The organism is Pseudoalteromonas sp. P1-8 (assembly GCF_001399985.1).
Classification (GTDB): domain Bacteria; phylum Pseudomonadota; class Gammaproteobacteria; order Enterobacterales; family Alteromonadaceae; genus Pseudoalteromonas.
Window position 1 is genome coordinate 19,309 of the sequence record NZ_LJSO01000004.1, and the last position, 26,484, is coordinate 45,792.

General features: G+C 40.1%; 16 protein-coding genes. 1 reads left to right on the forward strand and 15 read right to left on the reverse strand.

The annotated features are described in order from the left end of the window. Positions 1-90 precede the first annotated feature (90 nt). Genes AN213_RS07050 through AN213_RS07065 form a run of 4 tightly spaced genes read right to left on the reverse strand, consistent with a single transcriptional unit; the run spans position 91 to position 6,558 of the window. A complete protein-coding gene (locus AN213_RS07050; RefSeq protein ID WP_055198085.1) occupies positions 91-747 on the reverse strand; it encodes a hypothetical protein in 657 nt (218 codons plus the stop codon). Then, positions 748-2,670 carry a hypothetical protein gene (locus AN213_RS07055; RefSeq protein ID WP_236702899.1) on the reverse strand — a complete coding sequence of 641 codons (1,923 nt, stop codon included), beginning with the start codon at positions 2,668-2,670 and terminating at the stop codon, positions 748-750. A 44-nt stretch (positions 2,671-2,714) separates the two neighbouring features. Next, entirely contained in the window at positions 2,715-6,218 is a 3,504-nt protein-coding gene (locus tag AN213_RS07060; RefSeq protein WP_055198089.1) for a hypothetical protein, read from the reverse strand. Continuing rightward, positions 6,211-6,558, reverse strand: a complete 348-nt coding sequence (locus AN213_RS07065) for a hypothetical protein (protein ID WP_055198092.1) — start codon at positions 6,556-6,558, stop codon at positions 6,211-6,213. The genes AN213_RS07060 and AN213_RS07065 overlap by 8 nt, the downstream gene beginning before the upstream one ends. 168 nt (positions 6,559-6,726) lie before the next feature. Between AN213_RS07065 and AN213_RS07070 the strand changes: the two genes are divergently transcribed. Further along, positions 6,727-7,569 (forward strand): WYL domain-containing protein, encoded by an 843-nt coding sequence (locus AN213_RS07070; RefSeq protein WP_055198094.1) that lies wholly within the window; start codon positions 6,727-6,729, stop codon positions 7,567-7,569. A 278-nt stretch (positions 7,570-7,847) separates the two neighbouring features. On the opposite strand, the gene AN213_RS07075 is transcribed toward AN213_RS07070, so the two are convergent. From AN213_RS07075 to gcvP, 11 genes are all read right to left on the reverse strand, one after another. Beyond that, a complete protein-coding gene (locus AN213_RS07075) occupies positions 7,848-8,297 on the reverse strand; it encodes a hypothetical protein (RefSeq protein ID WP_055198095.1) in 450 nt (149 codons plus the stop codon). Between the two features lie 23 nt (positions 8,298-8,320). Then, entirely contained in the window at positions 8,321-8,515 is a 195-nt protein-coding gene (locus AN213_RS07080; RefSeq protein ID WP_150114703.1) for a hypothetical protein, read from the reverse strand. A gap of 836 nt (positions 8,516-9,351) precedes the next feature. After that, positions 9,352-10,947: a TnsD family Tn7-like transposition protein gene (locus tag AN213_RS07085; protein WP_055198098.1), complete on the reverse strand. Its 1,596-nt coding sequence runs from the start codon at positions 10,945-10,947 to the stop codon at positions 9,352-9,354. Continuing rightward, on the reverse strand, positions 10,940-11,869 hold the full coding sequence (locus tag AN213_RS07090; RefSeq protein ID WP_055198101.1) for a TniQ family protein: 930 nt from the start codon (positions 11,867-11,869) through the stop codon (positions 10,940-10,942). Before AN213_RS07090 ends, AN213_RS07085 begins: the two co-directional genes overlap by 8 nt. After that, positions 11,869-13,356, reverse strand: a complete 1,488-nt coding sequence (locus AN213_RS07095) for an ATP-binding protein (protein ID WP_055198103.1) — start codon at positions 13,354-13,356, stop codon at positions 11,869-11,871. Before AN213_RS07095 ends, AN213_RS07090 begins: the two co-directional genes overlap by 1 nt. Beyond that, positions 13,349-15,595 carry a hypothetical protein gene (locus AN213_RS07100; RefSeq protein WP_055198105.1) on the reverse strand — a complete coding sequence of 749 codons (2,247 nt, stop codon included), beginning with the start codon at positions 15,593-15,595 and terminating at the stop codon, positions 13,349-13,351. The genes AN213_RS07095 and AN213_RS07100 overlap by 8 nt, the downstream gene beginning before the upstream one ends. Continuing rightward, positions 15,585-16,445 carry a TnsA endonuclease N-terminal domain-containing protein gene (locus AN213_RS07105; protein ID WP_055198107.1) on the reverse strand — a complete coding sequence of 287 codons (861 nt, stop codon included), beginning with the start codon at positions 16,443-16,445 and terminating at the stop codon, positions 15,585-15,587. Before AN213_RS07105 ends, AN213_RS07100 begins: the two co-directional genes overlap by 11 nt. A 568-nt stretch (positions 16,446-17,013) precedes the next feature. After that, entirely contained in the window at positions 17,014-17,733 is a 720-nt protein-coding gene (locus AN213_RS07110; protein ID WP_055198109.1) for a retron Ec48 family effector membrane protein, read from the reverse strand. Then, entirely contained in the window at positions 17,711-18,988 is a 1,278-nt protein-coding gene (locus AN213_RS07115) for a reverse transcriptase family protein (protein ID WP_236702901.1), read from the reverse strand. Before AN213_RS07115 ends, AN213_RS07110 begins: the two co-directional genes overlap by 23 nt. A 459-nt stretch (positions 18,989-19,447) precedes the next feature. Then, on the reverse strand, positions 19,448-23,248 hold the full coding sequence (locus AN213_RS07120; protein ID WP_055198113.1) for a hypothetical protein: 3,801 nt from the start codon (positions 23,246-23,248) through the stop codon (positions 19,448-19,450). Between the two features lie 249 nt (positions 23,249-23,497). Further along, positions 23,498-26,389, reverse strand: a complete 2,892-nt coding sequence (gene gcvP, locus AN213_RS07125) for an aminomethyl-transferring glycine dehydrogenase (protein ID WP_055198115.1) — start codon at positions 26,387-26,389, stop codon at positions 23,498-23,500. Between the last annotated feature and the right edge of the window lie 95 nt (positions 26,390-26,484).

Here is a 26,484-nt window from a genome sequence, read left to right on the forward strand (position 1 = left end):
TTAACAATAAATTTGAGCTTAGCAAAGGCAGAGTAAACTGCCTTTATGTCTATAGAGTTTTATGTATGAAGAAAATTTACCTAACAGCTATCAAACCTCATTACCTAGCTCTTTGTTTTCGCTTATAGCATTCTCATCATAAAACAGATACTGCATGCCAGCATCCATCGCCCCATTTTGAGTAATTGAACCTTCAATACTCCCAACTCCTATCCATATTCCTTCGGAGATCAAGCTCTCAACTATATCTTCATCTGTTGGAGCCACTTTAGGTTGTGGGAGCTGGCAGGCTTTTGGCTTCAAGAAGTCAAAAAAGATTTTTGCAATTAAGTGAGGAACTTTCATTAGAGACCCGTCGAAGTAATCTTCATGCTCTTGTTTTTGTCTTAGATTATAGGCATTGACTTCTTGCTCCCTGTCGAACAAAAGATCTACAACTCCCTTTGATTCATCTAAATCAAGAAAGCCGTAATGCTCTTTCAGGACCACAGAAAGTTTGTCTTTGACATCTGGCTTTTGTTCACTAAATTTTTTGGATAACTCAATGACTCCATTAACTCTATTCAAATAGTTGCTGTCTATAACGAGCTTATAAGCGCTTTTCCCTCCGTTGGTATAATATCTAAGGGTATCTTTACTGTCCGTGGCATATATTCCCGGCCCCAAAGGTTCTTTATCATTGTAGTTACAAATCTTCTGTACAGAGATGTTAGGTTTAGCTCCTCTATACAATACTGCTGGTATCATTTATTTTCTTTCTCCGCTAGTTTTGTTTTTTTGTTCCACACATTCTGATAGCGTTTTAAAGGGAAACGGTAAAACCGTTGCTGACTTATTTCTCACATAATAAGTAGCTGTTAACTCGACACACCTTCGCTTCAGATAATCTGGTCCATCCAAAAAGCGAATATGATTAAACTGACCACGACTAAACTTGAAACCGCCTTTTGGTATGCCCACAAAATAGGCGGAGTGTTCGGCATCATAAAAGTGACCCGTTTGTGATTCCAAATACTCGTTATGCTGCCCCTTCAAAGAGTAATTTAACAAGATACCTGTTTCTTCAAAGTAACCATCAAAGAAGAGCTTTTCGGCGTTGGAGCGATATTGAATTCCCTCGTTTTTTAGTTCGTCTTTATAAAACTCGTGTTTTTGAGGGTACTTCTCCATTAGGGATTTAAGACGCGAGTTCAACAGTTCATCAGACTTTATGTCTGCTGATAAAAACTGATCGATATAGTGTCGAGTGATACCTTCAACACTCCCCTTTTCTAATCGATTCAATATATCAAAAAGCACCTTCCCATCGGGGACAGCAGCAATTCCTTCGTGAACAATCGAACATACCTGAGGCTCGCTTGTACTCATATCAATGACGTAATTGATACTTTCAAAATACCTCTGTTTTTCAGGCAGTTCTATTCCCAGATCGTCAAAGTAAAATTCATCACCTGATTCATAGATGAACTCGCCACCATTACACTTAAGGATGTGGTAGATAACAGGGTCGGCTTTATATCTTTGCTCAACTGAAACAAACCAATAATTATCTTTAAACTCTTGGATCAAAAACTGTCTATTATTGCACTCCAACTTAATTGCTATTTCTTTAATCCAAGTATCAATCAGAACTTTCAAAGCTTTAATGCCTTTTGAAATGATTGTTTTATTGTATGTACTTTGAACGACATTTTGCGGGCTATAGAATGACTGCTTTTTATCCTCTAATCCCGCGTTTTCATATTCTTCTTTACTGTCTAGAACAACGAGCGTTGGGGTTTTATCTTCAACGTTTCCAGAAGATGCAAAATTGACTTTTACAGGCCAGTCTTCGGCTTTTAGTTTTAGGAACCCCTCTTCAGACAGAGATGCATTAACGACATTGATACCTCCTGCGGCATTAACTACGTCGTATATCTTATTGTATACAGCTCTAATCTCAGCGTTTCCATAGTGCTGACGCCAATCAGCGCTCATTTGCTTTAAGTTTATATTAAAGGCACCTCTGAATTCTCTGTTCATCAGTTCGATATAGTGATGCAAAGCCCCAGTTCTGGATTTTCGAAGAGAAATAGGTTTCTGCCCTGAAATGTCCACGGCATTACTCGTAAACTTACCTTTTCCCGGGCTATGGACGATGAATGCGCCATCCTTGTCTCTATTCAACATGCCTGTAGTCATATCGAAGGAAAACTTGGGGGACTGTTCGATAAAAGCTTGTGACTTAAATACAATTTCGGTAGGGCAAAACACCGTTCCTTTAAGTTCTACAAACAAAGAGCTAAAACGTAGGCTTTCCTTGATATCGATGCTGACACATTTGTGAACAGTTTCATTTTTGAAGGTGTCAGTTTCTAGATAAAAATAGGTCTCACCCAGTCCTGAGAAGACTCGCTCCCCCGACAATTTTCCTAACGCTCTGGTTAGTAACCTCGTCACCAACAGGTTATCACAATCTATGAATTCTGATCTTACGAATCCGATATCCGGAAGCTTGCGTGGTACATCAGTCCCTTTATGTAGAAGTATCCAATATTTTCCACCATGAGAGATTAATCCCAGTGGTGAAGTGTGCTTATCAATTTGGGATAACCTCTTACCCCAACTAAGTTTCTTTGATTCACTATCGAAGCTAACTTGATAAAGGTCGAACAAATTAGACAGTTCCATATGGTTTATCGTTACATCAATAAGAGTAGTTAGGCATTTACTCATCAATTAAGTCCCTTCATTGTTTCCAGTAAAGTCAGCAGTTGTTCCATCGGTGGGATATTTGATTGCCCTGTATGGATATCAATTATACCTGGCACATCAATGACATCAGCTTGAAGCAAATTCGCCGATTCAACTAACAATTCGCTGTCATTAGAGAAATTCGAACCTGTGATCGTGCTTCCTTTTTCATAAGACACATTGATATACATCGCCTGAACTTGCTTTCCTTTAAAAGCAGCAGGTACTTCTCGCTTCAAATTTTCCAGCTTAGTTTTGCACTTTTCTAGTGTGTCATCTCGTTGCAGGCAAGACTTCTCAACATCCCAATGTTTGACATCTATTAATAAAACCCTATCACCAAGTTCTAAATACCCGTCAAACCATTCAACAGTGCCATCTGGCATTTTCTCTACCTGAAAACCAAAGTCATTAAGAATGGCAAAAACAGTTTCCTCACCAAGAGCGCCCATGTAAATATCGAACATAGCAGGTGCAATAATGTATTCATGCTCTCCAAATGAGGTGGCAAAACCATTTTCTATAAAGTGGCTTTTAACAACATTATTAAGCATGAGTTTGTCTAGCCTCGCGGATGTAGCTGAAACAATTTTCTGCGTGGCGTAATCTTGGGAATTGATAAATACCTGAGTCACACCATTTTCATCTTTGTAGTCGATATGGTAACGATAGCTTCCAGGCGTGTTTGATTGGATATAGTATCGATTGGACTCCCCAGTTGGTATCTGCGATGCCGTAGGCTGTTCTAGCACGGATTGTCTCAACCGCGCATACTGGCCAACAGCGTCGCGACTTTGATGACGATATACGCGGGTTATTAATCTTTGAATATGTGAATGATTTCGGCTAGCTTTAGCTGAATAGGAATGCGCCAGTTTATTGGTTGCATCTATTTTGCATTCGCTTTTTACCTTTGAAATGAGGGTTGCATATTCAACGGAGAGATAAGATAAATCACGATTGTCGGAGGCAAGAGTCTCAACAAACTCAATATCTCCATCGAACATAATACTAATTTCTCTTTGTTTCCACTCTGTTCTGCACATACGACCTAGCGCTTGCTCAATGAACCTGAATACAGCGTGACGATAGTCATCAGTGTCTTTGTAAATGCTAATCAGTGAACTTACGGACATGCCCTTCACGTTAGTTGCAATAAACTTACTTAAGATAGGTTTTACATCATTTGCAACTAAAACCCCCTTCTCGTGAAGCATAAGCGTGTCGTGTATATTCTTTTTGATGGAAAAGCTTCTTTCATCCAAGGGTTGGTCATCATAAATAAAACTGCCTATCAGACTTTTTGGCTGCTCGATGTAAATTGCATCGATATCAGTTTTATTTTGGAAAGGAGGTTTGCCTTCCGGACCTATATATACAAAGTCTCTTTTGTTCTTTATTGAGTATGAGGGCGAAAGTCCGGCGCCGGTAGCTTGATAGTTAGTAATGACAACCACTTTTTCATTAGTATCTTCTAGTAACCCCAGCACCGAATTAAATTGTTCATTTCTAAAAGAAGCAGCGTTAATATTTTCAAATATCCTCACACCATACTTTTTCCCCACAAACTCCATGAATCGAAAAAATTCATGTCCTTTGTAGCTATTGTTCAACATACAGAACATGTATCGGTTGGACGGGTGAATAGCAAATCTCTTGATAGCTGCGATCAGCTTATTAACCCGACTCTTTGAGAAAACAATGGACTTTGAATTAGCACCCAGAAGTTGAATAAGTTGGCTTTCCAACATCAGGTCATCGACATAGCCCCCCCGAAATTCTTTGTATAATAGTTCAACTCCACCACGCAGGTCTTTTTCAGAAACAGCTTGAACATCGATATGAATTTTTTGCTCTTTATAGCGGCGTTTAGATAAATACTCTTGTTGGATACTTTGCTTCTGTAGTTCACTTAGATGCTTAAACTTGTCTCCCAATACATTTTGAAGATAGGGCAGATCAAAGTTGTGAATAGCCGTTGGGCTAGTTGCCGTTGCGCTGATACCCAGTATTTTAGCGCCCTCTAACACCCAATTTGCTAAAAGGCCCGTTGGAGTGAGTGCAAGCTCAAACGTTGCCGCAGTCGCAGTATTATCTAACTCACTAAACTTACTGATTTTGGAAATTTCGAAGCCAGCATCGTGATAGCTGTAAGATTTATAATCTTTTTGCACCCGATAGCTTAACCGCGCACTCAGCAGAGATAAGACATCATTTCTCAATTCTGCCAAACCAAAGTGGTTCAGCACTTTGGTGATAAGATCTTCTGTAGAATGCGGCTTGCTTCCCTCAATGCTTCTAAGATTATTTGAAAGTTTGTTTGTAGCACCGAGCATCGCGTTGCAAAATGCACGGACAACCTGACTTGCATGGTTTATAAAAGTAATAGCGCTTCTTTCTCCTCCAGTGCCAATCTCATGAGCCCCTCTGAACTCATCAATATCAGACATAAGTTCATCGTGCTTAAAGTTGATGGTATGCAAAGACATTCTGTCTGAGAGCATTGTAAAAACACGGTTTTGATTCTCGACACCTGCTTGTATGGTTTTGTCGTTAATATAAGGGCGAAGGGAAACTTGCCAGCTAGCATCAAATTCCGCTAGTTGTTCACGGAACTTAATAAAGCTATCTTCCACGCCATCGAATTCGTCGTCCCCTTGCACGAGGAAGCTCTGAAAGCTTGAATAGAGTCTCCTAACCAAAGAAATAACATCAAAGTCTTTCACACCTCTGAGCAAATGGCTTAGAAATTCTCCTTGTTGACGATCGAACTCATCAATTATGATCAATGAGTTTTTGAGGACATCACTGAGCCTATAGTTCTTCCTTAACGCATGCCATGGGTACAGCAATTTTGCCGTCGTCATGAAAAGCACCTGAGTCGATTCGTCATCGATTCGACTGGCCGGAAATAGCTTTGAAAGCACGCGAGATATGGCTGAAGATTTGGAGAATTTTTTTTGATTAAACTTGTCTTTAAATATCGTCTGTAGGGTCTTAAACAACTTGTTGTGACGCTCACTTAGGTCATCATTTAGTTGGTAACTGCTCAACGATTGGGCTGCCTGACTAAGTATTTTAATGCTGTCTCTCAACGAGCTGATTGTTCGATATTGACTGCCTTCTACTTCACCTAGCAGCACCTGCCAATCATCCTCACTGAGCTGCTTAATTGATGTCTCCTGCGAAGGAATGAGAATAATATTCTTAAGAAACTGTCTTTTCTGTGAGGGGGACAGAGAAGGGTTAGCGTTAACTTTTTCAATCAGCTCTTCATAAGCCTCTGTCACGTTAACCCTCAAGTTAGTGGTATAAATGAGCTTACGCTTCGAGTCACTGATCAAATGTTCCAACTCAAGTTCAGACGCTTGAAACGTTTTGCCTAAACCAGTCTGAGCATCAGCTAATACAATGAAACCATCTTCCTGTTTAACCGCTTCAGGACCCGCATAACAGATGTATGCTTTATATAGTTCGCTATCCATTTAGTAATATCCTCTTACTGACTACTAACTCAGCTTCTAGCTCCTCGACAAGATTAGTAGGCAGCTTTTCGAATAAAGCTTGGATAGAGAAGTTATAAAACATCACCCCAACTGCTCTTGTAAAACCCAACCTTGTTTTAAAATTAGCTATTATGTTTATTTGAAAAAAAACCATCTTTGCCAACATAAACAATACAGCCTTTGGCTCATCACCAAACCTCTGAGCAAGTTCAACTATAACTGGAGTTTCTTCGGTGACGTCCTCTAAAGAGAGCAGCTGAGGGTCGTAAGACCTTGCGATTTCATACAATCGCTGTTTACTATCATTTGTCCACTTCATAAGTCCCCCACTGAAAACTCTTTAGCTATCTGTTATCACAAAGCATTATTTTGCTGCGCTATCATGCCTTAAAGCACTCTGCACACATAATAACCAGAATCATTTGATTTGCAAGAGTGTATTTATACAGCTTATAATGATGCTAAGAATCAAATTGAGGATCTCATTATGAATAAACTTGAACTCGTGGACTTTTTGTTAATGTTTACAGGGAAAGTAAATCGAAATGAGTTAATGGAAATCGCTGATATTTCTATTGCTACAGCAACCAGAACGCTGACGCAATACAGAGAAACGTATGCAGATAACATCGAATATAACATTGGAAAGAAGCGATACGATGCCACTAGGCAATTCAGTCCCGCTTTTTCTCATAATTGTATAAGCGCACTTAAAGCAATGGCATATGGTCAACGCTTAGAGCCTACAAAATTACTAACTACAATAGGACCAGACTCAATCGCTTCTATTGATGTGAGTCTAAATACAGATTTGGTATCCAAAATATGTAGGGCTATATACGCTGGGCAAGCCTTGAAAGCTGACTACGTATCGTCAACAGAAAATTACAAAAACCGAGAGCGACTTATTCTCCCAACAGCCATCTTTGAAAGCAGAAATAATTGGTATGTTAGAGCATGTGACTTAAGCGATAACAATACTTATAAAAATTTTAAGTTAATCCGATTTAATGATGCAAAGGCAGCTGAATTCAATAAAGAAGCACCTGATGACATTGAATGGCGAAATAAGGTCACTTTAACCATTGGACCCCACATCAAACATCCAAACCCAGAAGCGTTAAAACTCGATCTTGGTTTGCTCGACAAACCAGTTGTCAATCTCATTGTGTCTGAAGCCTTAGCAGGGTTTGTTTTAGCTGAGCTTGGGGTAGACTCATCAGCCAATTCAATTTTAAACCCATTTCACTTTCAATACTGCTTATTGAACAGGTATGAATTAGAAAACTTAAATTCCCTAATACTGGCCCCAGGGTTTAACGAAAAATAAACAAGCACATGATTTACTGATAGTTAATGTATTAATCGACACAGAACTTGAAGGTTCGAGCACTACTAGAAATCGTCGGGTGATCTTCACTCAAATGACTGGACACACAATAATGCTTTTTTCCACTGTAGTGTCGTGTTTATGTCATTAATAATGGAAAAAAGCACTATTGAGAAATCGTAGGTTCCAACTCATTGAAGATGACCATATCAGCGGGAGATTTTTTATAAACTTCTTTTCGACGAGTAATTTCGGCTACTAGTTACTAATTTTTAAGACTAGCTTTCAGTTGGACTCGGCTTAAAAGTTGCCGCAAGCTCTTCATTGCTAACATTAAAAAGACGTAGTGCCGCACGAGTAGAAGATGGCGATTCAATACGAGCAAACAACTCTTCAAATTGCATTGCCTGTCTGCGTTTTTCAAGTTGCTCTATCAAAGCAGACTCACCGTATTGATAAACATCAGGAATATTGAGGTTGATGACTTTGTCTAAGAAGCGCTGACCAGTGTATTGCTCGATACGGCGCACATGTTCATTTTCCATCACAAATACGACATCTGCCCAAGTTAATAGCTCTTCACTACATAATGTTGTGCGGTTTCGTTTACACTCTTTTTCGCTCAAACCCGCAGAACGGTATGCACTCAATGGGTCTTTTATTGCAAAGTGGTCTTCAGCTGTTTTGCTGCGATTTAAATTCGATGTACATAAAAATAAGATATTCATTTTGTGAATTCCTCTATCGGATTCTAGGCTCGCTCTGCCGCTTTTTGGAATAAACGCTGTGTATCATCAAATAATGATGCGACATCTTGCTCTTTTAGCCAAAACGGAAGCATTAAATGTGCAGTCGGAATATGTGTTTCAGGGCATATCTCAACATGAAGCAACTCTACTGCACCGTCTTCAACCCTGCCGGACAGTGTCCGAAGTAATCGATTCATTATGAACACGAACTTATCGTCCACCTGCAAAGGGGTGTAGATGAGTACATTCGGAGAGTGTTCACGAAGGTGCTGTTCAAGTGCAGTCGCATACATATGAGCCCCCTAGTGCGATAAAAAACCTTCTATATAGAATGAGACAAAAAGAGGGAAAAATCTCGGAAGTGTCACTTAAATCTCGGAAGTGTCACTAAAATTTCGCAAAAAATTGTTAAATGACTTTTTACGAACAAGCAGTAAAACGATTAAACACTCAAAAAACGACGCTATCGCAACCTAATTGGTTCAAGCCTATACAATACCCCCTTAACAGACTTGAATAGCAGTAAAATCAGATGAGAAAACCTATTAAACATAACCACGCATTATGAGCCATTTTCCATTTTTGATAGGTTGAGAGTAAATTAGCCGCGAACAGCCCATTTTCGATAGTTTTCTGTATTTACAATGTCACTCTTAAAAACCGAAGAAACGAATACTCTACAACCACAAACCACATGCAACAGGCTTCATATAAGGCATTGATTTATAAACCAATTACCAAATATCGCAGATTTCCTGTCAAGCACTTTTTTGGGCTTTTTGGTTACAAAGTAAGCAAACGAACAGCCTAAATCAATGACTTAGCAAATTCATGCTTGCAATTTTTTTTGAAAACCGTACTGTCTTATTTGGAGACAATAAAACATGTCTTTTGGTGAGAGATAGGCATTAAAAACCTATTAATTAGCTGTTTGAGTTGCTTGTGTCTTACTTACTGGCTTTCTTCGCAACGCAGTTGCGGAATAACAAGATTAATTGATAACAATAAATAACTGTCTACCAATTTTAAAAAATTACTCTTTAAAAGTCCCGCGAGCCAACATCTGCTGAGCCATCCCAAAAGCCAATGGCACCTTGTCACGATAGCGCCTTAGCCAACTGTGACCACCTACTGCTCTATCGATTGCAGACAACGAAGTAAACTTACCATGCAGCGCTTCAAGCTGCTCACACAACACCAAGTCTCGTACAGCCCAGTTTATGCCTTGACGCTTACCGGGAGACTTCGCTTCAGGAAGCTGAGCGTATAACCAAGCTTTGTCGTGTTTATAGAGCCACATATACGCATTACACCGATGTTTAATCGTATTGCGTGATGCATCAGGAAACCGCTTCATAAACTTTATCAACGATGTTCGATTGCTTAGCCTGCGCTGCTGCATTAGCAGATGATGACGCCATGCTGATAAACCTGCATGCGACTGAATAATTTGCTCTACGGCTCCAACTGACAATCCAAGCTGCTGAGCAATGTCCTGTCGATGCTGCCCTACAAAGGCTTTACGCCAAATACAGCGCTCCATTTCAGATGTAATGTACTTTCGGCGTCTATCAATCGTAACTTGGTGCCGAAGAGCCACTCCTTTCACATAACCTACGCTGCATTTTAGCTGTGCGGCACACTGACGAAGTGAACAGTGTTGCTTGAGCAGTTGAAGCACCTTCCGCTCCTCGGGCGCTGTATGCGTTTTCTGAGGCGATATAGATACCGATTTACTTTTCTGCCCAGCAAAGAACAGCTCAGGGGAATCAGTCAGGTACGCCATTAGCAATACGTGACGAATATAATGAGTTGGTGCATCTTGATGCACTAACCTAGGTACAAAATGAAACGTAGACAGCTCTGGAGGCAGCACTTTGCCTTGAACATCAAAAAGAGTGAGCCAAGTCCGCTGTAATTCTTTTTTTAGCTGTTTCCAGCGTATTCGCCCACCAGCAGTGATAAAACCTTTTGCATCTAACCAGGCAGTGTATCGCTCGGACATACTTCCCAGTGGAGTATATTGGCTCAATAAAGCATGTAATTCGGCAATATAGCGACTTAACTTTAACGCAGTGGACTCTGCTTCAAGATTGAGCGTATTATCTACAGAGGGTAATTCGTAAGCATGGTTTAGCGCCCCTTCTCCGGCTTCAACGGTAGACAGTACTCTCGCATGCACAGGACAGACAGAAACCCCATGAAGTTGATGCATAGTGTGCCAATACGCCAGTCCAAACCGCGCTTTATCTTCTTCCATGCAAGCACAGCAGCACTTCAACACATTGCCAAAGCTCAACTTGCTAGCAGCCATTCTGGCTTGCTCGTAGACTGTTGATGCATTGTTTTGCACTTCGCTGTTTGCCAATGCGAGTCGCTTTTCTTTATCGCTCAATCCAAAAGCGACGAGAGGATGGGCTGATGCTTCAAGACGAAGGTGCTCAACGGTGCTGTCTGCCAATAGCGCCAGTGATGATAAATGCCCCGGTAACAGGGCATTGATACGGACAGATTCGCGTCCGAATAACGTTTGGTTCGTCACTTTCCACGAACCGTAGGGAGAGAGTAAATGGGCTCTAGCAGCCAAGCTATACCCACATTCACCGGGTAACAGCCTGAGCTTATCCATGCGTTGCCAGCTCAGGGCACGTTACTGCAATAAAGTCTTCTAAAAGCAAATACACCAAAGGATGTGGATGAGCGGCTACTGAACTTATTTGCGTTAAGTGCGGACTTAGCATCATTGGGTGACATAAAACCCCTCTGTGCAGTTTAAGATTACGAAACCAAGCGCTGAGCTCGTACTCACTAAAGTATGACAAGAAGCGTTTTTGCCATACCCCCAATAATCGCCGCTCCGCCACACTGTTTCGCTCAAGTGTCGATACCTCAGCCAACTCCCGAACGCGCTTAACTAACGCTAACCGCCTATCACGCATAATAGGACTATGAGCTAGCCGTAGACTCGCCGCTTCAATTCGCTTCATCGTATCTGTCATCGCGATAGAATCAGTTTCAAGCCAGACTCCGCAATGAGTACAAGCATTTCCCTTTGGAGGAAATGCTTGTTCATTTAATCGATGCTGTCGCCAACCACATGCCTGACAACTATCAATTAATGCTTCATCATGCTTGTGACAATAAAATACGCCAGCCAACTGATGGTTACGATGAAAATACGCCAAACCATAACGAGCTTCGTTTTCACCCACGCACATCGGGCACCAACGCCAGCGTGCAACATGTGTTGACTCTCCCCCTCTTACAACTGTGCTAGCTTTTCCACAACCTAAATTATCTTGTGGTAAAAATGCTCGAAAATAATTCACCAAACTATGCTCAGCATGAAATTCACTATCTTCAAGCTTACCCAAGACATTAAGTGCTTCCTTTTCTAATGCGCCAAAAGCTTGGTGAGGTGACACACTGCGTACAGCAAGTCGCATTAACGGTTCATCAGGAACTAAACACGTAATGCGTTCAAGATAATGCCAGCGAGCCGGGGCAGATTGACAATCTTCCCCAGGCAATATTGTTCGCCAATGAGTCATCAGTCCTCCCCTAACATCGATAAAAAGTTATCAGGGGACATCTTGTCACTTTCTTGACTTGCATCCACTTCATACGCCGTTCGAGGTGGCTTGTGAGGTATCACCTGCACTTTACCCCTTAGCAGCTTTGCGTTATCTCGCTCATATTCCTGCATCATCTGCTTCGCTTTGCCCTCGACCGCTTTAAGCTTTTCAACATCATGATGGGCATGCTTAGGATTAACCATCTCAAGTAAACGCATGGGTTTTAAGTCTTCATATGCCTTGTAATCAGAACCATTGCGCATGCTATGTAATGCTGCAATAGGTCCAGACAACGGCGAAAACTGTTTGAGGAATACATGATCTAACGCCGATGCAGTCAGAGTTTGCTTAGAAGCTTCAAAATAACTTAAAAAGCGCAATGTGGCTTGCACCAACGAGACGGCAATAGCTGGAATACCCGCAGTTAAATCATGCAGTTTATAGCGAAGCACCTCATCACTGTCTCTAGCAGCAGAGAATCGAACAGAATTGAATAATGCATGACAAAGATTTTTCCAAAATCCTGACTCCACATCGCAGCTAGCCAAATTGAGTGAACCGGCGCGAAGTGTACGCCGTGTAATAGTCATCTCTTTAGCAAAAAGCTCTAGCGCACTGAAGGTGCCAACAAAAATTGTCGATACCCCTAAGGTATTTACCAGTTCTTCCACAAACTTCATCGACGTTTTTTCATTCGTGCCAATCTTGAAATCACTTGAGCTGGGCGCAAAGTTTTGTGCTTCATCTATGATTAACGCGCCGATATGATGCTTAACAACCGCTTTACGTACGGTTTGGATCAGTTCATACACGCTACTATTGCGCTGCTTATACGCATATTGCTCACCCGTTGCTTCATCAATCGCGTCTAATATGGCTGTTAAAAACGCTTTCTGACCGACTCGATCATGATGTTCAACATATACATACGTTACCTGCGTCAATAGACACGGTTTCAGTGTGCCATCCGACATCGAATAGGCAGTGTGTTCAATCTTTTGCTCAATCTGCTCCAGCGCTTGCTTGACCATACTGGACTTACCGCGCCCACTTAAGCCGGATATCAAGAAAGTGTAGCTGTTCTCAAGCAAGTTTAGACGTCTGATATTTAATGACTTTAGCGGTGCATCTTTATCGGCTTCAATGGCCGCTAAAATACCTTGCCAATCATCATTGAGAGGGTTGCGCCCGACGTAAGACACTTCAATACCGAGCCGAATCGCCTCATAAATCTCAACCATCTCATCTTGCACAACGTGCAAACTAAACAAGTTAAGAATACTAGAGCGAGTGTAATAGCCATGAAGTTCCTCTGGGACACCAGTCAAATCTAATCCGTCAACAAATGATACTCCGCACTGTGTATGAATCTGCTGCTTAGCGAGCGGAAAGCCTAACCCTTCCACTAGCGGATTGCCTCGATGCATCGGATTAGGATGACGAATATAGTTAGCTTTAGCCATGAGTCACCTCCACAGCGTTCGGATTACTAAACATGTCTGATGTAGAACTGACTAAGTCATTTTGCGCTGTATCTTTAACAGCACTTTGCATGCCTTTTTCAATATCTTGTTGATACCGATGATGCTGTCTATCAGCCTCAGTTTTACGGTTCTCTTTGATATCAGACACAATACCTTTAGCCTGCGATTTCTGATGCTGATTAGTACGCGCTTTAGCCATTCTCTCTAAGATGCGTAAGTCAGCTCTTAAAATCACTGAACTAATGCGAGATTGTTCTTCTGCGACAGCAAGCTGAGATTTTAAGATCACCATGCGATGATGTATTTGTTCCCAAGCCATGTTTTTATAAGCTTCACTGCGCTCTGTAAGCTCAAGTTGATATACAGTCTTGGTTTCTTCGTCTTTGTACCAGATATGATTCGTCGAGCTCTCTGAGTATCGAATCGAGATAGACTGACGACCAAAATTTTTAGAATGCTCTAAAAGCGGCAAACGCTCAAAATCAGTAGACGAATAATACAAGCCGTTGAAATACACCCCCTGACCACGAACACTAACTTTCGCTTCTGGTAACAAACCGAACAACAATTGCTCCCGAGGCAACTGTGCAGGTGCAATGACAGTATGCTTTAAGCTGTAATTCCAGGCATCGCGTGGCGCAAATGCTACACCGTCTCTCTCCATTTCGTATGTGCGATTATTAATGCGAGTTGAGTGATTATTAGCGTGAAGAACACACTTAATGATTGCGCGAGTTAACTCATCGCTAGTCAAAACATTGTTCCGGCTAGGATGTTGTTCATCAAATTTATTAATCTTTATGACTTTACCGTGCTCAAGCGGAGAAAATGCTTTCTTTTGAATGATATCGAAACTTTTTTCTACAGTGCCTTTACACACGCCCATATGGTAAGCATTTAAATTGACAACTTCGATGCCGATTTTACCTTTGAGCAAAGCCTCCATATTTTTGTCGCTATTCTCTGTACCTCTATCCGCAGTCAATTCGCGAGGAGGATGGCTGCACGGCCAATCTTCTGAGCTGATTTTAACTCCAAACTGCTTACAAAATTCGACTTTATCAGAACACGCATTAAGTAAAGCATGGCATGCCCCTGTCCAATCCGGGCCGTGAAAGGCAATATGCATACCGACGATCATACCCGTCACAACATCGATAACTAAATACAAAACCGGTCTACCAATTGACATTAACTCATTCGAAAACTCATAGCGCACATAGACATCTAATATTGTGCTATCAATTTCATAGCGACTTGTTGCACCGCGCAATCCGTGCTTCGCACTTCCCGTTCTCGCTTTGTGATCTCGTGTATAGTTCTTCTCACCGACACGTTTTCTTAACCACTTTAATTTAGAGACAACTTTGTTGATTTGACGTTTGAATGCTCTCGACGAAATCACGTGATTGTTGCCAAGCGGGACACGAAATTCTTCTATCATCTCTTCAATTGTTGCCCCTTTCGGTCGGATTGATACGCTGCCGAAAAAATGGATATAGTCTTTATATAAGTCTTCAAGTACGACTTCTTTTCGGTTTCGTAAGTGCGAACGTGCAAACTGTTCAATATCTTCAACGTCTTTTTGCGTGACATGACGATAAGCATTGCCGTTAACCGTTTCAGGGCCGGGTTTGGATGAAAGATCGTGCAGCCCATCTTCATTCAATACTGGAGAGTCAGGGAGAGAGAAGTTTTGACCGCAATTGAAATAATTTGGGAGTAACGCATTTTTTATTCCACCATCGCGAAAATAGCGATTTAGCATGCTAGTGACATATTTCTTACTGCGCTGAGAAAGCTCAATCAGCTCTTGCAATAAGCCTGTTGGATCCCCGAATAAATAACGATATAACTTTTCAGGATCGCTTACTAAAGGCTCAATCGTCGACCAGGCGGTATCTCGCATCGCCAGAGGATCTTTCACTTCATCATTAGCTGCATTTTTCTTAAGTAATTTGAGCTTTTTAGCTAAAAACTTTTGTTTGAAATAGCTGTCATCTTTGAACAGGATGTCAGGTAGATCAGGCTCTAATAACACCCACTCTTTACGTTTTTCTTTCTGATTAAAATATTCAATATTCAATGTAAACGGTCGACGAGGTCTGTCACAACTCAAATCTGAGACAGCAATTTTGTCTTCTTCTATCGCTACGATGCGATAATTCACTTCGGGGTGCTTCGGATTTACTGAAGCGATGATGTGATTAACAAACATAGTCCACCTCCTTCGCGACCACCGGTAACGGGCGGTTTAGATTAATCTCAGTCGTCCAGTCAAAATGCAGTACACGCTCATAAGCGAGCATCTGAAAAATGCTTTGTATCTGATGGAGTGGCAGATTGATATCACTTGCAGTGCGTTCAAGATTATTGCGCACTGTCGCTGTGGGGTAGTTTTCGAAATTAAGCGTTAAGTGACAAAGCACAGCTGATTTCAAGTCATCACTAATATCAAGATCATGAGGAGAATCATAACATTCGCGAAAATAACGCAGATTGCTTGTTACTGATTTATCGAATGACTTCTCAGTTAACTGAGTCCACGAAATATTATTTTGTAAGCAGTAGATTCGCTCAATTTCCGCTTTAGCATTTGTACGCGCCACAGCTTGCGGACTCGTAATTTTTGGGTCTAATGCTTCAGAGTATTTGAAATTATAAGCATGTCGGCTTTTATCGGAGTGAATCACTAAATAATCCAGCGTCATCGTTTTCGCTGGACGATGACCATTGAAATTTACCGCTTCTTGATACGAAGATGGGTGCACGATATTAAGCTCTGTAGCCACTTGCATCGTATCTGCTATGGGAAGCGGGAATTGCTCTAAGATATTTTTCACTCGTTTGTTTGCTTCAAAGTGAAAAAATGCCTGAAGTTCTCCACGGCTCAGAAAGTGATGAGCGCGTTTGGTCTTATGGCTGTATATGATCTGCCCTTGGCCAATGGTGTGTGATTGTCGAACAGTGATCCAGGGCCGATATCCCTCTTTTTTAACTTTTGCATAATATCGAGCAATACGACTTCGCTCTTTATCAGTGATTATTGGTTGGGTAACTATTTTCATCTAGATTTCCTCTTTGAATAGTAAAAAAAGAGGAAGATAGTCGAACGTTCAAATTACATCAACACACATAATATACTGATAATTAAAGGTTTTTATTAGTAAACACTAATAACTTAAAGTGGTCAATTTTTGAGCTTTTGTAAAATCAAAGACTTGAAAAACAATTATTAACAGCCGCTTATATTTAAATATAGTATTTATATAACCAAAAGAAATAAGGTATTCATAAAGAATATATTAATACTGCAATTTAACAAGAAAATTACCGTGTAAGAAGCAAACCCGATCGCAAATTTAACTTCTTTACCGCAATTCAACTGTAGACAAATTACTGAACTAGCCTGAATAGGAGTTGCTGTATACTCAACCTTCGCTAGGTTTCATTTTGTGGTAGATGTTTCATTACAATGATTGGTTGGTTATGTAGTGAGTTGAGCATTTTTCAAAGCAAGTTAGGGCTATACCCGTATACACTAAGAATATATAACGTATTGATTAACTTATATGGTTGTAAAACTTGATGGTTAAATTAAATAATTCATAATGTTGCCTCCAAATATCAATAAATTTATATATATTTACGTTTATCAAGACTCATTGTTTTATCCGCCAGTCCACAAAACTCAACATTTGTGAGCTCAATCAAGTCAATTACCTGTGACTCACATTCATAGAAGTCATTTCTATTAAGCCTTTCTAGGTTTATTCCTATCACAGCCAGAGCTTCTATCATTTTGGTCTGATGTTTAAGATAACTAAAATCAGGCTTCTCGGAAGAACTGTATATTGAGTTTGATTTTTTAATCACCTGATTAATATCATTTATTGCTTCAAAATATCTTTTTGAAATTTCTAAATTCCCTCTCTTTGAATTTGGAAAAATATTGTTATACCAGAGGTAAGAACTAACTGAATATTCTGAAACTAAATTTAACTTACCTACCTCTTCTTTTATAAAATCGGAAAATGTCTTCGTATTTGATATATGGTTCGCAATGGATGAGGAGTATTGGTTTGAATAATAGCTTTTTACAGCAATAAAAATACCTCCAATAGTAGTGAGAGACACCAAAATCTTTAATGTAACATTCAGGACTTCAAGACTAGATTTAAAGCTATTTTTGAAGTAGTCATAACATTCATTCGTAAAGCAAAAAGTTAAGCCGCCTTCAGGGTATGCTTCTGTAAAGAAAAGGAATGATAAGCTCACGCCGAACAATAATGTTAAGGTCAGAATAACAACAAGTACAAATACTGAGTTTTTTTTAAACGACTGTCGGCTTAACATTTTTTAACCTTTCTCTGAAGTCTAAAGCTTGATGTATAAATGTTCTTTTTAATACGATAAGCCGTTGAGATGCCCGATTATAACGTCTCCAGTACCATATAGTGTTACCTTTCCCTTTATCAAAATCGGCCTCTAATCGAGTGATCATTTTTTCACATCTACTTATATCTAACTTCGATGGAAGAGGTAATATAGCCTGAAGTCTTTTAAGTAAAGGCTTATGTGCATTGTGACCTAATCGCTTGAGCTTATTTACTCTTCCCATACAACGGTTAAAGTCTTTTCGATAAGGATGTATTGTTCTGTAATGCCGTTCTTTTGCCAACTTTTCTACATTGTGAACATTAGCTCTTATTCTTGAAACTTCATCACTTGGTAAACGAGGTTCTTTAAAGTTTACCCTTAAGCCATGCACAATTAGAGGTTTAGTCGATGCATAAGATACTTCTGTTTTACTATTGTTTACTGGTAGGTCCTTGTTATGTAACATATTAACGATTACATCTTTAACAAGGTCAAATTGAAAGTTTTGTTTTTTCGAAGATACCGTAATATCGTCTATCAATCTTGTGTACTTGAGGCCCTTATTATTTAGCCTTTTTACCACCTCAGGCTCTACATCCCATAAAGCCAAGCTGGCCAAATAGCTAGAAGTTAACCCTCCCTGCACTAAATGCTCACCTTTACAGCATATATCCGCAAGCACTTCTGCTACATCATCAGGGTATTTAAGCAGTTCTTTGAAAATATCTTCTACGATACTCTTATGAACGTTATCAAAAAAGTTAGATATATCGATTTTTAAAATGCTTTTTGATAAGCAATGCTTTTTAGCACACGCTATATAGTCTCTAGAGTCAGTGATTAATTCACCCTCATCGACCTCTTGGTATTGAGTTGGTATACAGCCAAAAATGTAGGGAGGCCACTTTATAACGCCAGGATTTTTTCCTAACTTTACTTTAGGGTTGAAAATTCGACTATTTATCTTTCTTTGGATTTTTCTTATCAAGTAGTGTGGGTTATAAACGACTCTGATTGTCCCGTCTTTTTTGGGAACACTTGCTCTTTGGTAACGTTCTTCTTCTGCAATACTCAGCGCCTTATATAACTCGCTGATCGGAATATCTAAAACTTTCTCACACAGATCTTGAATCGATTTAATAGGACCACTATTTATGATGTATTTAAAATTATATTTATTATTCAAGGGCAACTGACATAACTCCATTTCATCAGTATAGACATTGGCCAACTCATACTATAGAGCGCAAGTATTGTGCCCTAAAAACTTCAAATAAACGATGAATATTAGTACACAATACTATGACCAAGTCTACCGTCCATCTCAACTGTATGTTGATGGAGGCTGTCGGAAATTCCTTCCCATTAGCTCTTAGAGAGCGTCTGCAATATGCAAACAATCATACGTTTTATAAAATTTGAGTTTTTAGGAGTAGCGATACGCTACCTATGACTACTCTAGCCCATTGATTGGAGCGTATCAATAAAAATATTTAAATTACTATTAAGCTAATATGTTCCAACACCTACAAACGAAATAGACATTTTCCACCCTGAGAATCTACATTAGAAACGCCCCCATTCTGAACAATCTTATTAGTCAAAGCAGGTAATCTAGATAAAAGTCATTTCATAGTTTTACTAGGAAGTATTGAGGCCAAACTGATTCGTCTTCACACATTACACTTATTTATGCTTCAATATCTTTTTCACAGTAAAAGCTAATGACGACGTGATAAATTGAAACAGTAACGTTACCACGCTGAAGTTCTTCTTTCCCCATCCAAAAGGTATCTGAATCTTCAGCATTTACAGTTTCAAGAGCATAACCATTTGGTTTGGTAAAACCTTTGTGCTGACGTTGTTTTATGTGGTTCTTATACTTATCCAATAGGGTGACAAAATCTTTATCGAATGCATATACGACAACAAATATCGTATTAAAGCCCTCTTGATCATACCCCGCCAACTTATCCATATGCTCATTGATATCGGTAGTACCCCATTTAAGAAGGCGAAACGCTTCAAATAACGCAATACGTCTACTTTTATTATTATCTACTATGACACCATCCACCTCACCATAGCTTTTACCTGAAGATGAACTGCCTATTTGACTTTGATCCGAAATGTGAAGTGGAGAGCATTTTTCTCTCATATTAAAAAGACTACAAAACCATTGATTAATTCGGTCTTCGTTTGCTGGCTGACTAGAATATCCAGATAAGGATTCCTCATCTTTGACAGGTATGTAAATATTTTTGCTGCGGCTAAGTAATTCTTTAGAGACTGAAGAAACTGTTTCAACTAAATACTCTTCAACAGAACTGTTATTTGTTATCTTCACATATGTTTTGACATCGCTGCCGTTAATCAGTTTAAAGCTATTTGCTAGTTGCTCAGGACTTCTTTGATTCTTTTCAGCAATACGATCGATGTACTCCGTAGCACGTGACTCCTTCGCAAAAGCGTTCATTATAACGTCGTTTATTTTATCTAATTCGTCTGGTAGGGCTTCGTTTTGACCTAAGAAACTCGTATAAGATGAAAAAGCGATATCTGCTTCTTTCACCAAGTTATGCTTAAGCAGCAACTCACAATAAGGTGTAAGTAACTGAGGGAGGACTTTTTGAGTTGAACTCAGTAGTTCCCATGTTCTCCTCATTGAATTGATGTCATCAATCGTTAGGTAAGCATGCAGTATTCCAGATATCCACGGCAATGGGTAACTTGGAATAATAGACCATTGTGCTTCTGCCGCCTGTTCTACTTTTGCTAAAGTACCCCGAATCAACGTTATATTTGAAGCTTCATGATGGTTAGCAAGATAAGCATGTAACAACATTAAGATATGTTCTGGGTTCTTAGTATCTTCGACCAATCGTTTCAGAATAAGAATGCTCTTTGGAGTATCACGTTCAATCAGATAATATGCTATGTAGTAGCGTCTAAAGTGCTCACATTCGCTGTAAAGCTTTCTCTCTGATAATAAAAATGGAATGGGAATGCTGTTAACATGTGATTGAAAATCTGGGTCAGATTCGCTTTGATTAATAGCCATTAAAGTAACGTCTAACTTGTATTGATAACACTTTATCAATTGACGTTTATCAGTAAAAATATGGTGTTTTTCTTCTTTGAATCTACCTTCATTCAACTCATGACTAGCTTGTTTAAGAACGGTTAGTGCAAGGTCAAACTCAGATGCTTGGTATGCTGATACGAATGTTCTTTCTAAGTCACTCAAAGAACTCTTATCAATATTGTCTATTGCGAGTTTTGTAATTGCTGATTTAATAAGCTCTTTTCTTGCAGGATGAATACAAGCCTCTAGCAATTGGAAAAGCTGTGAGTTTGTTAGGGTCTCGTCATTTAAATCAAGAAAGTTTTCGAAGTCTGAGTCATCGATTTTGTTTATATAGACACAGAAATCAGGCCAAAGCTCGTAAGTACCTATTCCGATATTGCGAAACAAGCCATCTCTTTCGTTAGTACCAAAGCCTAAATATTCAACGATAGACATGTTTCTTTTATGCAGTTGACTTAAATGTTGGCAAGAGTCATGGTTTGCAATAGCCATCAGTATTTGAAAGTAACAGCAAATAGCACGTTTGGCGCTGAACTGAGAATCGCTTGTCCACAACAAAGCAGATGACCAATCGGTTTTATGCCTTTTAGAAATCGACAATAACCGTTCTCCGTTATCTCCAATGACCAATTTATGCCAAGGGAATTGACTAATAAGGTTTGAAGCATCAAGGTTTGATTTTTTGTCTTCTAGGTTCAATCTCAAGTCTTGCTCAAGCTCATTAGTAATAAGGTGAATTAATTTACTTATGTATTCCTGAACAGTATCAAGTGAATTTCTATCGATAAAATCATATAACCACCATAACAAGAAGTATGCGTGATTGCGGAGCTTAAAAATTGTTGGAGTCGGATAAAAATGTTCGCTTAACTCTACTCTTTCAATAACATCAATCATTGATAGTATTTTATTAGGCTCTTGATGCTTTAAAATGTTATCAAATAGGGTGAGGTAGATTGAATCTTTAAAGTTATCTCTATATAGACCTAGCTTGTCAGTTAAAACAAGAACGATATCAAGAAACTCTTCATTACAATCACTATTGTCAGAGTTCGTTTCTGCATATCTTTTCGAGATATAAACTTCTAATGCTTCCATAATATCTCGACTTTCAATCTGATTTGAAATGTCATAATAGAAATGGGCAAACCAAAACATTGCGAAGTTGCATGTGTCTATTCTAGATAGGAGAAGACAAAAATATTTAGGTAATATTTTAAATCGAAATAATTCACAGAAAAGCAGATGCTTAAGTAAAGGGTGTTCCAACGAAAATTCAATCAGTTCTGTCAGTGTATGAGGGTAAAATAATGAATGGTTATCGACATCAATGCTTTCCTCTAAAAAATCAGAAATTAACCAACCATAAAAGTATCCAACTCTTTCGTAATAAGTCCTGCTTTCCAAATTCTCTTGTATCTGAGAAAACTCATTTTTACTAACTTGACTTAATGAGTGAGAGTTGAATGAAGGCAAAGAGTCCTTTTTAACCGCGTTTTTTCGAGGTTGCTTCACACATTCATCAGCGTTATTAGATTCCCCCTCAGTTCGTGAACCTCCAATCGATATGGTTAATTTTAGCGTTTGAGTGTAATTGCTAACAACGTCAGAAAAATGGTTACTGTTTGATATTGAACGGGCTAAATCTTTAGGGACAGGAAGATTTAATAAGTGTTTTTGCAGTTCGACTGTGTATGCTTCGTACTCTGATTTTGAAGTCACATATTTAAGAACAGGTAAAGCGGCACTGTTTGTAAAACGCATGATACGTAGCCACTGTTCGAAGGCTTCCTTAGAGCTAGTCGAGTTAGAAAGTAATTTCTGCCATAAAAAGGTACTGACTAATAGGTTAAGATTATGGTTTCTTCCGTTGAAAATATACGAGTTATCTTCTTTTTCAACATAGGAGAGTAACAGGGAAGTACTAGTGAATTCTCTGTTCCATATTTCTTCTGAAATAAAGAGATTGGGCTTTTTGTAGCCTTCCTGACCACGTTGAATATGTTGTAAAGTTTTGAGTGTTTCTATTACAGGAACTAGAGAGTCATCGACGTGCTGCTCAAGGTGATTTTCTAAGTTACAGGTAAGTAAAAGGCAATCAGCCTCGAACATTACAAGGCAGCACTCTTCTAAATATTCAATTTCTATTCCTTTGCTAATAGATACAAGCTTGCCATTCCGCTCCCATAACTTAGTTCCATTGAGAAGCGCTGAAACACAGTCTCTATCTAGAGGTTCTGTCGTAAGTGATGAGCGCATTAGAAACTTTGCTAAATCTTCAGCTTCTTTCTGCTGCTCTAAACTGTAGAATTTCTGCGAATCAGTTGAGGCTCGTGTGGATAGCTCCAAAAGAGATTTAATCTTCGACCAGTCCCTTGAATGCTCGACATGATTTGGAGCCATAATACTTTCCTTGACTTAAATAATAGATAGAAATTTATATAATTTAATACAACTAACAAAATTTACGTGCATTTGAAACACATAAAAATAAAGAGAGTACCTATCAGTTACTCAAATATAAATTATAAGATAGCAAAAAGGCGAACCATTCGGTTCGCCTTCTATACTTAGTTAGTTTCCAACTTCAATTGCAGTTTCCAACTTCGATTACGTGGTTTCCAACTTCAATTGTCGTTATCAAATCAAACCTTAGTCACGGTATGTCTCAACCGCTGGGCATGAACAAACTAGGTTACGGTCGCCGTATACGTCGTCGATACGGGTTACTGTAGGCCAGAATTTGTCTTTTGCTACGCTTGGTACTGGGAATGCAGCGTAGAAACGGTCGTATGCACGATCCCACTCATTGCCTAGTACGTCTGCTTGTGTGTGCGGTGCAAACACTAGCGGGTTGTTTTCAATTGACCATTCGCCAGATGCGATACGGTCGATTTCTGACTTGATTGACACCATTGCTTCGATGAAACGGTCGATCTCAACTTTAGACTCAGACTCAGTTGGCTCAATCATTAGTGTGCCAGCTACTGGGAATGACATAGTTGGTGAATGGAAACCGTAGTCTTGTAGACGTTTAGCTACGTCCATTTCAGTGATGCCTGTTTGCTCTTTAAGTGGGCGTAGGTCAACAATGCATTCGTGCGCAACGCGGTTGTTACGGCCACGGTATAAAATTGGGAAGTGCTCGCTTAGCTTCTCAGATAAGTAGTTAGCGTTCACGATAGCCATTTCTGTTGCTTGTTTTAAGCCTTCAGAGCCCATCATGGCAATGTATGCCCACGAGATTGGTAAAATAGCTGCAGAGCCGTAAGGAGCAGCAGAAACCGCACCGTTACCGATGTTTGTGCCAGCAACATTAATTACGCTGTGGTTAGGCATAAATGGCGCTAGGTGAGATTTAACACCGATAGGGCCAACACCTGGACCACCACCACCGTGTGGAATACAGAATGTTTTGTGTAGGTTAAGGTGCGATACGTCAGAACCAATTGAACCTGGGCTTGTAACACCTACTTGCGCGTTCATGTTTGCGCCGTCCATGTACACTTGACCGCCGTGCTCATGCACGATGTCACAGATTTCACGAATTGTTTCTTCGTAAACACCGTGTGTAGATGGGTAAGTGATCATGATACAAGATAGGTTTTCAGATACCTCTTCGGCTTTCGCTTTAAGGTCTGCCATATCAACGTTACCGTTTTTATCACAGTCAACAACCACGATTTTCATGCTTGCCATTTGTGCAGACGCTGGGTTTGTACCGTGCGCTGAACTTGGGATCAAACATACGTTACGGTGACCTTCACCGCGTGACTCGTGGTATTTACGAATCGCGATTAAGCCTGCGTATTCACCTTGTGCACCTGAGTTAGGTTGTAGTGAAACTGCATCGTAACCTGTGATGTTTACTAACCAATCATGTAACTCAGTCATCATGATTTGGTAACCCGCTGCCTGATCAAGTGGGCAGAATGGGTGTAAGTTTGCAAACTCAGGCCAAGTGATTGGGATCATCTCAGCTGTCGCATTAAGTTTCATTGTACATGAACCTAATGAGATCATTGAGTGGTTAAGCGCTAAGTCTTTGTTCTCTAGGCGCTTGATGTAACGCAGCATTTCAGTCTCGCTGTGGTACGAGTTGAAGTTAGGGTGCGTTAAAATTTCGTCATCGCGTACTAGGCTTGCAGGAATTGAGTTGCTGCCGTTTACTTCGATTTCGTTTGCTAGTGCGTCAACGCTAAGGCCGTGATCTTCACCTAAGATGATGTCGAATAACTCAGCTACGTCTGCACGGGTTGTTGTTTCTGATACAGAAATTGAGTATTCACCGGCGCGGTTAGACGCAAAGTTAACGCCGTTTGCTACTGCACGTGCAACGATTTCGTCTTTGTTATCTGCAACAACAGTCAGTGTATCGAACCATGTGTCGTGCTTAAGGTTTACGCCTTTCGCTTTTAAACCTGCTGCTAAGATGTCAGCAAAACGGTGGATACGCTCAGCGATAGTTTTAAGGCCCTGTGGACCGTGGTAAACCGCGTAGAACGCTGCCATGTTCGCTAGTAATACTTGCGCTGTACAGATGTTTGAGTTGGCTTTTTCACGACGAATGTGTTGTTCACGTGTTTGCATTGCCATACGTAGTGCGTCGTTACCTAAACGGTCTTTAGAAACACCGATAATACGACCTGGTAGTGAACGCTTGTACTTGTCACGTGTTGCGAAGAATGCAGCGTGTGGACCACCGTAACCCATAGGTACACCAAAACGCTGTGCTGAACCAAGTACTACGTCTGCACCTAGTTTACCTGGTGCTTTAAGCATTAATAAGCTCATGATGTCTGCAGCAACACAGGCAATCGCTTTTTTGTCTTGTACTTGTGCGATTAGGTCAGTTACGTCAGTGATTTCACCGGTTGTTGATGGGTATTGGAATAATGCACCAAAAATCTCATGGTTAGCCGCTTCGCTTGCAGGACCAACAACCACTTCAAAACCAAACTGGTCTGCACGTGTAGCAACAACGTCGATTGTTTGTGTGTGTACGTCATCAGCAATGAAGAAGATGTTAGCTTTTTTAGCTTTAGCAACACGCTTTGCAAGGCCCATTGCTTCTGCAGCAGCCGTTGACTCGTCAAGTAATGACGCGCTTGCTAAATCAAGACCAGTTAGGTCTAGGGTCATAGTCTGGAAGTTTAATAATGATTCTAAACGACCTTGTGCAATCTCTGGTTGGTATGGTGTATACGCAGTGTACCAGCCTGGGTTCTCAAGTACGTTACGTAAAATTACGTGTGGTACATGAGTTGGGTGGTAGCCTTGACCGATGTATGATTTGAACACTTTGTTTTTGCTTGCTACTGATTTTAAGTAGCTTAGTGTTTCAACTTCAGTGCGGCTTTCGCCAATTGATAAACCTTGCTCTAAGCGAATGCTTGCAGGTACCGTTTGACCGATCAGCTCTTCAACACTCGATACTCCAAGAGCGCTCAGCATGTCGCTTACTTGCGCTGGGCTTGGCCCAATGTGACGGCGAATAAAATCTTGCTTTTGCTCTAATTGTTCAAGAGATTTGGCGTTTGACATTTGTCCAGATTCCTATGATCCAAAAAAAAGTGGTTACTGCCAATGGGTAACTGGCAATAACTTAAAAACAGGTTGATTCAGTAACTTACAGCGTA